Annotated in this window: 10 protein-coding genes and 1 pseudogene; 6 read left to right on the top strand and 5 right to left on the bottom strand. The window is 58.9% G+C overall.

Annotation, left to right across the window (positions count from 1 at the left end; all coding sequences use genetic code 11):
* Positions 1-141: pseudogene (locus B3M52_RS15685) on the top strand (tyrosine recombinase XerC); the annotation flags it as partial.
* A gap of 48 nt (positions 142-189) precedes the next feature.
* Positions 190-1866, top strand: coding sequence for a GGDEF domain-containing protein (locus B3M52_RS15680; protein WP_041332620.1), 1677 nt, complete (start codon positions 190-192; stop codon positions 1864-1866).
* A 1-nt stretch (position 1867) separates the two neighbouring features.
* Here the strand turns inward: B3M52_RS15680 and B3M52_RS15675 are convergent, their stop codons facing one another.
* On the bottom strand, positions 1868-2101 hold the full coding sequence (locus B3M52_RS15675; RefSeq protein WP_036203064.1) for a DUF2789 domain-containing protein: 234 nt from the start codon (positions 2099-2101) through the stop codon (positions 1868-1870).
* A 141-nt stretch (positions 2102-2242) separates the two neighbouring features.
* Between B3M52_RS15675 and B3M52_RS15670 the strand changes: the two genes are divergently transcribed.
* Complete coding sequence (locus B3M52_RS15670) at positions 2243-5071, top strand: transporter substrate-binding domain-containing protein (protein WP_091642220.1); 2829 nt, start codon at positions 2243-2245, stop codon at positions 5069-5071.
* A 10-nt stretch (positions 5072-5081) separates the two neighbouring features.
* Here the strand turns inward: B3M52_RS15670 and B3M52_RS15665 are convergent, their stop codons facing one another.
* The gene (locus B3M52_RS15665; protein WP_036203070.1) at positions 5082-5444 is read right to left on the bottom strand and encodes a hypothetical protein; all 363 of its coding nucleotides are present in this window, start codon (positions 5442-5444) and stop codon (positions 5082-5084) included.
* 219 nt (positions 5445-5663) lie between these two features.
* Between B3M52_RS15665 and B3M52_RS15660 the strand changes: the two genes are divergently transcribed.
* Positions 5664-6275: a hypothetical protein gene (locus B3M52_RS15660; protein WP_091642313.1), complete on the top strand. Its 612-nt coding sequence runs from the start codon at positions 5664-5666 to the stop codon at positions 6273-6275.
* A 12-nt stretch (positions 6276-6287) separates the two neighbouring features.
* Positions 6288-8492 carry a patatin-like phospholipase family protein gene (locus B3M52_RS15655; RefSeq protein WP_091642222.1) on the top strand — a complete coding sequence of 735 codons (2205 nt, stop codon included), beginning with the start codon at positions 6288-6290 and terminating at the stop codon, positions 8490-8492.
* 12 nt (positions 8493-8504) lie between these two features.
* On the opposite strand, the gene B3M52_RS15650 is transcribed toward B3M52_RS15655, so the two are convergent.
* The 3 genes from B3M52_RS15650 to B3M52_RS15640 all read right to left on the bottom strand — a co-directional run bounded on the left by B3M52_RS15650 (position 8505) and on the right by B3M52_RS15640 (position 11785).
* On the bottom strand, positions 8505-9179 hold the full coding sequence (locus B3M52_RS15650; RefSeq protein ID WP_075195014.1) for a GntR family transcriptional regulator: 675 nt from the start codon (positions 9177-9179) through the stop codon (positions 8505-8507).
* 108 nt (positions 9180-9287) lie between these two features.
* Positions 9288-10724: a cardiolipin synthase gene (gene cls, locus B3M52_RS15645; protein WP_087148993.1), complete on the bottom strand. Its 1437-nt coding sequence runs from the start codon at positions 10722-10724 to the stop codon at positions 9288-9290.
* Positions 10721-11785: an AraC family transcriptional regulator gene (locus tag B3M52_RS15640; protein ID WP_087148992.1), complete on the bottom strand. Its 1065-nt coding sequence runs from the start codon at positions 11783-11785 to the stop codon at positions 10721-10723. The genes cls and B3M52_RS15640 overlap by 4 nt, the downstream gene beginning before the upstream one ends.
* A 433-nt stretch (positions 11786-12218) precedes the next feature.
* On the opposite strand from B3M52_RS15640, the gene B3M52_RS15635 reads away from it, so the two are divergent.
* Positions 12219-13010, top strand: coding sequence for an alpha/beta fold hydrolase (locus B3M52_RS15635; RefSeq protein ID WP_075195037.1), 792 nt, complete (start codon positions 12219-12221; stop codon positions 13008-13010).

Raw genomic sequence — 13010 nt, 5'->3', positions numbered from 1 at the left:
CAGGAGTTGCTGGGCCATGCGGACATCGCGACGACCCAGGTCTATACTCATCTGGATTTCCAGCATCTGGCAAAGGTCTACGATCAGAGCCATCCCAGGGCTCGCCGTCGCGGTAACAGGCAGGAAACGGAGCATCGTTGAGGCATCAGTCACGGAACAGGCGTCCAGTAAAAGGGCCAGGAGCGCTAAATGTCATCGGACCCATCCTGGAAGGATAAGTACCTCCAGGCACTTGAATCTTCAGAACAGCGTGAATCGCATTGGGAAGCTGAAAGAAACCTGCTTCAGCGTATGCTGGTGCGTACCAGTCTGGCGTCCGAAGGGCAGACTGCGGAGCTGGACCGTTTGCTGGAACGGGTTCGTGACGAGTTACGAAAGCCCCCTCTCAACGCAGACAGCTGGCGGGATTTGCAGGAGAGAATTGACCGTCAGGTGGCGGCCCTGGACGACCGCAAGTCTGAATCCACGGACCGGCTGAGAACCACATTCGAGCAGTTGCTGTCGGAACTGCGCTCCCATCCTATGTTCAAATCCGGCAAGGACCGTATTCGAGACCTGGAGAAGCGACTCCGGAAACCGGAAACCCTTCAGCTCGATGCGACCGGATGGTTGGTCGATCTGGCATTGGTGTTGGAAACTGGGCTGGGCAGCGGTGACGGGCAGGATCGCAAACGAAGTCGGTTTGGCCGGCTGTTTGGTGGCCGGGGAAGCCAGGAGCCGTCCGACCAGCCGATGTTGGCGGAAGCCGCCGAGAACACGCTGGCTTCGCCTGCCGTTGAACTGGCGATGCCTGGCACAGAAGACAGCGAACGCCTGAAGATTGCACGGCGGGTTGGTGAACTGCTGGGGCATATGCTGGATCAGGTGACACTGGAGGCTGCGTCGGAGGCAAGAGCCCGACGGCTACAGGAATCGCTGTTGAGCAGCGATAACTGGGATGAGCTGCGGGAGGGGCTGAGCAGCGTGGCGGAACTGGTAATCGCCGCGGTTACCCGGGGGCAAAGGGAGTTTGAGGCCTTCCTTCGGCGTCTCGATGAACGGCTGGACGCGTTGCGCCAGTGTTTTACCGAGCAGGCGAATGCCCAGGCCGGGCGACTGGATGCCTCGCAGGAATTGGATCGCGATATCCGCCAGGAGCTATGGTCGTTCGGCCAGCAAGTGGAAAGCAGTGTTGACTTCGACGGGCTGAAAGACTCAGTGAGCCAGCACCTCGAGACGATCAGTGGGGCCGTCGAGCGGTTTCGGGAGCAGGAGTCCGAGCGCGAGCGTAACCTGTCGCTGCAACTGGAGCTCATGCAGGAAAAACTGGTGACGATGGAGGCCCAGTCGGAACAGGTCCGGGAAAAACTCCGGGAGGAACGTGAAAAAGCCCTTACCGATGTCCTGACCCAATTACCCAACCGGGAAGCCTGGCAGGAGCGACTGTCGTTCGAGTACCAGCGCTGGCAGCGTTATCGTCATTCACTGTCGGTCTGTGTGCTTGATATTGATTTTTTCAAGCGTGTGAACGATTCCTATGGCCACAAGGCGGGTGATCGCGTGTTGCAACTGGTTGCCCGTGCCCTCCGTGAGCGGCTGAGGGCAACCGACTTCATCGCCCGTTTTGGCGGGGAAGAGTTCGTGATCCTGTTGCCGGAAACCAATGTGGACAACGCCCGGTCGGTATTGGATAGCATGCGCGGGCATATCGCGGAGCTGCCGTTCCATTTCCGGGGAGAACCGGTGTCGGTGACGTTTTCGGCAGGGCTGGCGGAATTTGATGGGGACGATGACGAGGACGATGTGTTCGACCGGGCCGACAAGGCTCTGTACCTCGCCAAGGACTCCGGCCGCGACCAGGTGCTTATTGCAGGACGTGATGTCTGACTCAGTGCCGCATCAGGGCATCGAGCTCATCGATAATTTCCGCCCAGTCAGAGTCGTCCTCGAGGCCCTCTTCGAGGAAATGTGACTGGCTTTCCGACCAGAAAGGGGCATCCTGCAACGCAATTTCCGGGGGCAGTGGCGAGTGCTGGGCGATAAAACTCTCAATGCTGACGCTGTCGGATGGCATACCGAGTTGTTCAAAAAGCGTGCTGAAATCGTGTTTGCTGGTATCCATGGTTATGGTTCTCCCCAAGGTAGCCGGTGCTTTAAAACGCTGTGGGCACGATCAGAGTAGATCGGGTAACCCGCTGAATGCAATCGGAAGAATTTACGAGTATGGTTCCCTGAACTGTAGCCGAACCGGTGAGGATATCCAGTGAGGTCCGTTTTTCATTTTGTGCTGTTGCTGACCGCTATTCTGGTGCCCGGCGTGCCCGCTGCTGAGCCGCCGCAACCCTCTCCGGCGCCGGTGCTGGGTAGCGAGGATCTGCGCTGGCTGGCGGAGAGAGAATCGTTCCGGGTCGGGGTGCGAAGTGGTCAGGTGCCGCTGGTGTTTGATACCGGCGAGGGGGAGCTGGCGGGCATCTTCATTGATTACCTCAATCGGCTGTCAGAGAAGCTTGGTGTGCCTATTGAGCCGGTGTCGGCTCCGGAAGAACAACTCGGTGAATGGTTGCAGGATGGGACCCTGGATGCCCGGTTGAGTACCCATCTGGCCCATCGTTCCCCTCCTTCCAATGTAGTGCTTTCCTCGCCGCTGATGAGTTTGACCTATGGCATATTCGTTGGTGCCGATGATGCAGGCATTCGCACGCTCTCGGACCTTGAGGACGCGAACATTGCCCTGATCACCAACGATCCCAACCAGTTCGCATTGCTTGACCCTGTCGATAGCTTTTCACCCGTGCCGGTTTCCAGTATCAGCGAAGCCGTTGGCAGGGTGTTGTCAGGACAGGCGGATGCGTTTCTGGGCCCGGTTCCGGTGGTGTCGGACTATCTGCAGTCTGCCATGGTCAATGGGGTTGGGGTGGCCACGCTGCTGAACCAGCAATCGGTCGACGTGGTGCTGGAAATGGCAGCGGAGAGTCACCAGGAGAATGACCAGGAGCGCGACCAGTTGTATCGGGTGCTCAACCAGGCAGTTCTGGCGATTGACCACGGTGAGCACCGGTCGATCCGCCAGTCGTGGTTGCAGACCGAGTTGCCGGAACTGGATCCCTCCGCCATTTCCCTGTCGGTTGACGAGAGGGCATTTCTCAATCAAAACCCGAATCTTCGAGTGGCCTTCCGGCCGGATTGGCCGCCGTTCGAGTATACCCAGAATGGTCAGTCTGCCGGGCTCGTGCCGGATCTGGTCAAACGCCTGGAAGAACAACTGAACATTCGCTTCAGCCGTCAGGTGATGGACAACAGCGCCGATGAGGAAAACGCTTTGCGTTCGGGGGAGGTGGATATACTGCCCGCAATGTCCCGAACCCCAAGGGTCGAGGAATCTTTCCTGTTCAGCCGTGCCTATTTGACCGTTCCCATTGCCCTTGCCATCCGTGACGACGGTCGCTTTATCGGCGAATTGAGGGAGCTGAGAGACGAAAAGGTGGGTGTGGTTAACCGCCAGGCGGGGCATGACTACCTATTGATCAACCACCCCAATCTCGATCTGTATCCGATGACATCCATCGAGGAGGGGCTGCTGGCCCTGTCCAACGGCGACCTCGACGTCATGGTGACTCATATTCCGGCAGTCAGCTATACCGTTGCCCGCCTGGGGTTGTCCAACCTTCGGATAACGAGCATTACGCCTTACCAGTATGAGCTGAGGTTTGCCGTCAGCAAGGAGCGGCCCGAACTGCAGCGTATCCTCAATAAAGCGTTGGGCAGTCTGGACGCGGCCGAGACCGAGTCGATCTACAATCGCTGGATCCACCTGGATATCGAGCAGGAAACGGACTACACCGTGGTGCGCCGGATCGTGCTTATCGCCTTAGTGGTGGTGCTGATCTTCCTGTACTGGAACCGCAAACTGTCACGGGAGGTGGACGAGCGAATCCGATCTGAAAACGCACTACGCCGCAGCGAAGACGAACTTCGGGCGGCCAAGCTGGAGGCGGAACGCCTGGCGCGGGAAGCTGAGGCGGCTAGCCTGACGAAAAGCGAATTCCTCGCCAATATGTCCCATGAGATCCGCACGCCGATGAACGCGGTGATTGGCTACAGCGACTTGCTCAGTAATACCGTCAAGGATCCCCAGCAGCGGAATTACCTGGATGCCATTCGCGCGGGCAGCCGCAGCCTGTTGATGCTGATCAACGACATCCTGGACCTGTCCCGCATCGAAGCAGGAAAGATGCGGCTGGAGTATTCGGCGGTGTCGGTGCGGCGGCTGCTCAGTGATGTACGCCACATATTCGACCTGCGCGCCACCGAGCAGGGTATCTCGCTGGAAGTCAGCGTTGACTCCAAGATGCCGGCGGCGATGATGCTGGATGAAACACGACTGCGGCAGGTGCTTTTCAATCTTGTTGGCAATGCCATCAAGTTTACCCATGAAGGTGGTGTGACGGTCCGCGCCACGGCTACACCGCGGAAGTCATCGGAGAAGCAGCCGGTCGAAGAGGTGGCCAGTGAGGCAGATCGTCGCTGCTTTTACCGGTTGGTTGTGACGGTGTCCGATACCGGCATCGGCATTCCTCCCGGCCAGCAGGAGCAGATCTTCGACGCCTTTGAACAGCAGGAAGGGCAGAACACGCGGCGTTATGGGGGCACGGGGCTGGGCCTGGCCATCAGCCGCAAGCTGGTGCGCATGATGGGCGGTGAACTGCAGGTTGAGAGTGAGCCTGGCTCGGGCTCCACCTTTACGGTCAAGCTTCCTCGGGTTGAGGCAACCGGTGCCCAGGCCGAAGAAGATGGTACGCCCCAGGAGTCGGAACGACTGCTGGCACAGACGCTCAGCATGCAGGAGCGTGGATGGTTGCAGGAGCAACTGGCACGGGATTTTGGCGACGAGTGGGAGACGGTACGTGAAAGCGGCGATCCGGAACAGATGAAGGATTTTGCCAACCGGGTGCTGGAATGGGGTAAGCGGTTCCGTTCGCCCTCGGTTACCCGATATGGAGAGAAACTGCTGGCGGACGTGGAGGCGTTTAACCTGGATTCCGTGAACAGTGCTCTCGAATCCTTTCCGCGCCTTCTAGGACGGGATCAGTGACTGGACAGTGTCAGAGGCAGTCGAACTGCGACTTGCGGTCAAAGGCGACAGCGACCATGTCGTAGCCCGAGTCGGACAGCGAGCGAATCAGCTCGCGATCTTTCAGCAGAGCCATGCAGACCCGGTGTACGTTGGCCTGAAGCTGTTCCTGAGGGGGCTCGGATTCGAATCTGAAATCGACGATCAGGTATTTACGCTCGACGGCCGATGTGGCGGGAATGTCTTCACGCTCAATGCTTTCATAGCCAATGTAAGTAGCTTGTTTATCGGGGAAGATTCCACTTAGCAACACGTCCAGGTTGCCTGCCATGACCGGTTGCGAGGCCAGTGCCAGTAACAGGCTGAGAGCGCCGGTGATGCGTTTGATGGCCATGAGAGCCGCTCCTTTGGAATCGGTTCGTCGATCAATGTAAACATATGTAACGTTTAGTTACTGATGATTATCGCAGAGTGCGAACAGGTTTGCGTATTTTTTGCACGAATTTTTCAATTGTTTGCAATGTTCAGAGAATCCATCGGCTGGGTGTGGATTTCCGCAGCCTGCCAGGATCAACTACTATGGATAAAAACAGAAGCGCATAGAGGCAGGATGATGTTCCAACTCGTCTTCAAAGGTGAATGCACACCGGGAACCGACCCGGCAACCGCCCGCAGTAATGCCAGAACCCTGTTCAAGGCAACGGTGGACCAGATTGAGCGTATGTTCAGCGGTCAGCCAGTCGTTATCCGCAACAAACTGGAGGAAGTCCAGGCGGAAAAGTACCGCGCGGTGCTGCAAAAGCACGGCATGGTGGCTTATGTGCAGCCCATGGAGGGCGCCGTTGCCTCTGCAGCCGAGCGCGCGGCGCCCGCCGCTCAACCACAGGCTGAGCCAAAACCTGCCCCTGCAACACCCCCAGCAGGGGCAGCGGGTACTGATGCCGGGTCCGGGAGCGCCGTTGCCGTGGAGCCGGGCGACCGCTTGCCAGTGGCGGGCGATAAAGTCGACAGCATTCTTTCCGGGTCCGGGCTGACACTTGACCCCGTTGGCGTCACGCTTGAGGAACACCGGGAGGCTCCCGCTCCCATGTTCCAGCATTTGGACGACTGGACACTGGCGCCTCCGGGCAGTGACCTGGGCGTGAAGCGTGAGGTTCCACCACCGGCTGTACCTGATGTCTCTCACCTGTCCCTGGCGGACGAGGATCCCACAGACGATGCCTGACAGTCGGACGGGATGATGTTAACAGCCAGATTGACCGCCCTCCTGCTTGCCGTGCTCGCAGCTATGCCCCTTATGGCCGACGTAGGGCGGCCGAAAGTGGGCCTGGTGCTAAGCGGCGGAGGGGCCAAGGGTATGGCCCATGTGGGTGTGCTGCGAGTGCTGGAAGAATTGAAGGTGCCCGTGGACATTGTGGTGGGCACCAGTGCCGGCTCCGCGGTTGGGGCACTCTATGCCTCTGGTATGGAGGTCCAGGAGATTGAAGAGCGCTTTATCGAGATGGACTGGGTGTCCAGTTTTCGTGACGACCCGGGCCGTGCCTACAAGCCTGTCAGGCGCAAGCGTCAGGACTGGCGCTACCCGGTCTCGCCCGGCATCGGTGTGCGCATGGACGGTCTGCATTTGGGGGGCGGTATCATCGCCGGTCAGAACCTCGGTTTTATCCTCAATGAGCTCACCCGTGATGCAGCCCTGGTTGAAGATTTTGATGAACTGGCCATCCCGTTCAGGGCCGTCGCCACGGACCTGGAAACCGGCGAGGAAGTGGTGATCGGCAGTGGCAACCTGTCGGAAGCGATCCGCGCCAGCATGAGTATTCCCGGCGTCTATGCGCCGGTCACACTGAATGGGCGTTTGCTGGTGGATGGAGGTGTGGCCAATAACCTGCCGGTCAGCGTGGCCCATGAGCTTGGGGCCGACATTGTCATTGCCGTGGACATCACCGATCCCCTGTTGGAGCGGGAGGACATACGCGAGGCGTTCTCTGTGGTTGGTCAGTTGACCACCATGATGACGCGGCAAAACACCGAGCGGCAGCTCAAGTTGCTGGATGATCAGGACATCCTGATGCGACCGGATCTGCAGGGTTTGTCCTCAGCAGATTTCTATGAGGCTCCGGCGCTGTTTGAGCTGGGCGCCAGCAGTGCTCGTGGTCACGCAGGGGAACTTCGTCATCTGAGCGTCAGTGATGATGAGTGGGATCGATTTCGCGGTCGCCTGAAGGCGCACTCGTTCAACCCGGGCGTTATCACCGATATTCGCATTGACGACCGTTCTCGCCTGGCGGGGGATTTCCTTCGTGAGCGCATACGCCAGCAGACGGGTGAGCCTCTGGATGTGGATGCACTGGAGGAGGATCTCAAGCGTATCTACGGCCTCGGTTACTATGAAACCGTTTCCTATTCGCTGGTGCCGACCGACGGACCGGGTACGGATCTGGTTATCCGGGTTCGCGAGAAAAGCTGGGGGCCGAACTACCTGTCCTTTGGCCTGAACTACGAAGACAATTTCGAGAACGATACTCGGTTTAATGTCGCCACGTCGTTGCGGATGACGGGGCTGAATGCCCTGGGCGGTGAGTGGACGACCGGGCTTCAGTTGGGCACCCAGCCCCGGGTTCGAACCGAATGGTTCCAGCCACTGGACTATGGTTTCGAAAGATTCCTCACGCTGGGCGGTGCCTATTCCCGTGAAAGCCTGAGTGCGTTCGATGGCGAAGGCGAGCGCATAACCGAAGTGGATATCACCAATCGCCAGGTGGATCTGGCCCTGGGTACCGAACTGGGTGTAAACGGAGAGGTGCGTCTTGAGTATGTGCGGGGCTACGCCACCGTCGACGAGCAGATCGGCGAACCGATGGCGCCCTCCGGCTCCATCCAGAGTGGCAGTCTCCGGCTCCAGCTTGTTCACGACTCCCTCGACGATACCTTCCTGCCGGAGTCCGGCGGGTTCGCCGGCATTCGTGGCCGGTTCGAGCGCCCGGGCCTTGGGTCCGACCGTCATTTTGAATCGGTCACCGTCATGGCCCTGGGCACCGCAAGCTGGAGACGGGCGAGTATCACCGGCCTGTTGTATGCCAACGCGGTCACCAAGGGCGTTGCCGGCATCGAGAATTCAGTACTGCTGGGCGGCTTTCACCGGCTATCGGCATACAGCCAGGGCGAAGTGGCGGGAGAGGATGCGGCTCTGGCAGGCGTCTTTGTCCGGCAGGAATTTGGCGGGCCGTTTGTGCCCTGGTTTGCCGGAGCCGGGTTCGAGACTGGTAACGCCTGGTCCTCGCTGGGGGAGGCCCGCTGGAACAACCTGTTGCGCTCTGGGAGCCTGTTTGCCGGCGTTGAAACCTTCCTGGGACCGGTGCAGATTGCCACGGCCTACAACAACCGGGATGACTGGAGTGCCTACCTCAACGTCGGCTTTTCGTTTACCCGGCTGTTTGAATGAGCCGCCCGTTGCTCAAGCCGTAGCCGATGCGCTGTGAATAGCGTCAAGCACCTGCTGACACTGTTGTTCCGCGTACCCGGCCAGAATGGCCGCAAGACGTTCCTCGTCCCGTTCCTTGATGGCACCTATCGACTCCCGCACATGGGCCAGATTGTCTTCCAGCACCCGGTTGCCACCGCGCTGGAACGCCACAAAGGCGCAACGTTTCGCCGATGGCCACAGATCCTCAATGGCGGAAATGATGAAATAGTTGTCGGCATAGGCCAGCGACGCCTGAGTGTACTCTATGCCTAGCTCCAGAAACGCCAGCAGGTCGTTATTGTCGTGGCAGCCTTTCATGCGCTGGTAGAGGGATTCGAGCTTGTCGATGTCGGTTGCCTGCCACTGCCGCACCAGCTTGCGCCCGGTATGGGTCAGGTACAGTTGCAGCACTTCGTACAGGCTGCGTACAAAATAGTCGTCCAGCGGCGTAACGAATGCGCCCTTGCGGGGCACGTTCTGTACCAGGTGGCGTTTTTCAAGCAGAAGCAAGCCTTCGCGGATCGACCCATGGCTCACGTCCATTTGCTTTGCCATGGCGCTTTCATAGATGCGTTCGCCGGAGCGAAGCTGGCCGAATGCGATGAGGTTTTCGATGTGACGGGCGACCTGTTCGGTCAGGGTTTCGCGGGGCTTGAATGTGGTCATGGTCCTGCTTCGTTACAGCATGCTGGCTCAATGGTTCTGGAATACTCTCACATTCTTTGCGTATGGAAAATGGGCACACCAAAACGGGCCAGGCCCTGGTGGGCGGTTTCAGAGCAGGGGGCCAAGCAACCGTATGGTGCGGCACGTCAACCGGAAGGCCACAGAACGGTCCCGGTAATCCCGTTCCGTCATCAGTCGACTGGTGGTGAGATCCTGTTCCAGCAGATGTTCAATGCCGCTCACAAACTCAACGGCGGTACTGATGGCGGTTATCTCGAAGTTCAGTCGCATCGAGCGGTTGTCCAGGTTGGCGGTGCCGATGGCCGCGTAGCGGTCATCCACCAATACGACTTTCTGATGCATGAAGCCCGGCTGGTAGCGATAGATGCCAATGCCGGCGCGGCATGCCTGTACCAGGTATGAGTACGCAGCCAGTCGGATCAGCCGGCTGTCAGATTTCTCGGGGATAATGATTCGCACGTCCACACCCCGCAGGGCCGCCAGTTGCAGGGCGTTCATGATCTGAACGTCGGGCACGAAATACGGTGAGGCGATCCAGATCCGCGTACGGGCATTGTTAATGCAATTGAGGAAAAACAGCGTGCAGGTTTCGTAGGTATCCGCCGGGCCGGTGGGCAGAATCAGAACTTCCTGGTTGCCAGGCTTCGGTTGGGAAGGCGTCCAGTTGAGCGTCGGGAAGTCCTCACTGGCCCAGTTCCAGTCCTCGAGCCAGGCCAGTTGCAGCCCGGTCACCGCCGGGCCGGTAATGCGGCAGTGGCTGTCACGCCAGGGCTCCTCGTCCATGGCAGTGCCCAGATACTCGTCGCCGAGGTTGATGCCTCCGACAAATCCGACCTCACCATCACAGACCAGCAGTTTCCGATGATTGCGGAAGTTGACCTGCAGGCGCATGCGACGAAAATTGCCGTCTCCGAACGAGGCAACCTTTGCACCGGCGGCGGCCAGTTCCCGGAGGTACTTCCGCGGTAGCCAGACACTGCCAATGTCGTCATAGAGGAACCAGACCTGAACGCCCTGGGCCAGCTTGCGTTTCAGGATCGACTTGATGCGTTGGCCGACCTTGTCGGAGCGAACAATGTAGAACTCCAGGAGAATGTAGTGTCGGGCGTTTTCCATGGCATCGAACAGCGCCTCAAAGGTGGCTTCCCCATTCTTGAGGAGGTCGCATCGATTCCCGGTGGTAAACGGCTGTCGGCCCAGCTTGCAGAGGACCTGGAGTTCGTCCGGAACATGTTCATCGTTGCGTTTGCTGACCGCTGCCGTCTGCTGTTCGAAATGGTTGAGCAGTTCCGTCAGCGCGGCGTCGCCGGTGCGTCTGGCCCTGATATAGCCGCCGAACCGGTTGCGTCCGAACAACAGGAACATGGGAACGGCGACATAGGGCAGGCCGATCAGTGCCAGAATCCAGGCGATGGCTCCCTGTGCCACGCGGTAGGTCATCAGTATCCGATAGATGCAGGCAGCCGCGGCCAGGTAGATCAGGGCCAGTGCGAGGGGCAGCCAGGGCACGTCAGCGATACTCATTCCGGCGCGTCTCCATTGTCGATGTTCAGGTGGCGGGCGCGGTACTGGGCCGGTGCCATCCCGGTCCAGCGCTTGAACGCGCGGCTGAAGGCGCTGAGCTCGGAAAAACCCAGCAGGAAAGCGATTTCGCCCAATGCGTAGTGGTCCGACGCCACGTAGCGCATGGCTTTGTCCTTGCGGACTTCCTCCACCAGCTCGTGAAATCCAAGCCCTTCTTTCTTTAACCGTCGATACAGGGTTTGTCGGCTCATATGGCACTGTTTCGCCAGTGTGTCGGCGTCGATGCGATCGGTGGACATCTGGCGTGAAATCAGTCGCCGGATCTTGCGGCCGAAGGTACGCCTGCTTTGCAGCCGGGCCAGCACTGCGTTGACCTGCTTCAGCACGGCGGAATAAACGTAAGGGTTGCGATGGGGAATCGGATGGCTCAGGTGGTGGCTACTGAAGGCCAGGCGAGTTGCACCACAGCCAAAAAACACCGGGCCACCCAGTAATCGCTGGTATTCATCGGCATAGCCCGGTTTCGGGTGGGCGATCTCGGCCCACTCGGCAACGATGGATGGGTGGATGAAATGCCGGGTGCGGCATAGAGCCGCCGCCAGCGTCCGGTCCATATCCTGGCGACAGTAGTGCCCGGGGGTGTCCGCCTGCCAGGTCAGGATGGCCTGCTCGCCGGTTTGTTCAAAACTCAGGATCACCGATTCGTTAATCAGCCGGTGCAGGCGAACATACTGGGTAACGGCCTCGCCGAGAGTGTCGCAATTGAAAAACACGTGGCCGACCAGGCCCATTCGGTCAGGATCGACCACCTGGCCGGCATGGAGGCCAACGGCAGGGTCTCCGGTGACCTTTTCAGCGTGTTCCCACAGGCGGTAATGGCGCTCGGCCGGAATGCGCAGGTCCGGGTCTGCCAGCTCGTTTTTGTTGAACCCGGCGATCCGCTCAACGGTGGGGATGTCCAGCACGCCCTGGCGGTCCAGGTAATGAACCAGGGCCAGCGTGCTCGAGGCTGCAACCAGTGGCGATGTGGTGGCTTTTGCCTGGGGTGAGTTCACGGTCACCTATGATTGAGGGTTAACAGGAATTCATCGGTACTGATACAAAATGTCAAACCTGTGGGACAGCCTGTCAACGGTTTATTGTCCTAACAACGATAGCATTAAGTCATCGAGGATTCTCACTCGCACATCTGGATTGGAGGTGTTTTCATGGAACTGGAAATTTTTGTGCCCCATAACGAGCTGGAGCGCTCCAACATTGCCGCTTTGGCTGAGTACCTGAACAGCATGTACTACTGCTAATCAGTTTCAGCAAACGTTTATGACCTGAGCCGGGGGAGACCCCGGCTTTTTTTTGCCTGAAATATCTGGCCGGTTGTCGGGTAAGCCTGCGGCTTGCCCTTGTTCCAATAACATTCGATGGTAATGTAGTCGGTTTAACGATAGCAGCCCGTTCTCACACGAACCTGTCCGGCGACTCTAGGAGGTCATGACCATGAGTGTTGAACTCAATTACCGCATTACCGGCGAAGGCCCGCCATTGATCCTTCTCCATGGCCTGTTTGGCTCGCTGGAAAATCTGGGAGGTATCACCCGTCGCCTGCAGGACCAGTGGCAGATTCATGCTCTGGATCAGCGCAATCACGGCGCTTCCCCCCATACCGACACCATGGATTACCCGGCTATGGCCGACGACGTGTTGGCGTACATGGACGCTCAGGGGCTGGAAAAGGCGTCTATTCTGGGTCACTCCATGGGCGGAAAGACCGCGATGCAGGTGGCATTGAAAGCTCCGGGCCGGGTTGAGCGAATTATCGTGGCGGATATCGCACCGGTGACCTATAAACCCCGTCATGATGTGGTGCTGGAGGGGCTGACCTCAGTGGATCTGGGCTCTATCCGCACGCGACAGGATGCCGACAGGGTGCTGGCAGACCATGTAGAGGAGCTTGGTGTCAGGCAGTTCCTGCTGAAGAACCTGGTGCGGGTGGGGGATGACGAACAAGGCCAGCATCCCGGACCGTACCGCTGGCGGCTGAACCTGCCGGTGATAGAGCAATGTTATCCCCGCCTTGCGCAGGCACCGGAGGGGAGCGGGCCGTTTGAAGGTCCGGTATTGTTTATCAAGGGGGCCGATTCGGCCTATATCCAGGAGAAACACCGCGACGACATCCGTCAGCGCTTTCCCGCAGCGGATTTGCGAATCATCAACGGCACAGGGCATTGGTTGCACGCAGAGAAACCCGACAGCTTTGCGGCACTGTGTCGTCGTTTCCTCACGGATTAG

Origin of the sequence: Marinobacter sp. UBA2688 (assembly GCF_002352785.1) — a bacterium.
Classification (GTDB): domain Bacteria; phylum Pseudomonadota; class Gammaproteobacteria; order Pseudomonadales; family Oleiphilaceae; genus Marinobacter; species Marinobacter salarius.
Note: the sequence above shows the minus strand (reverse complement) of the source record. Positions and strands in the feature narration are given on the sequence as shown.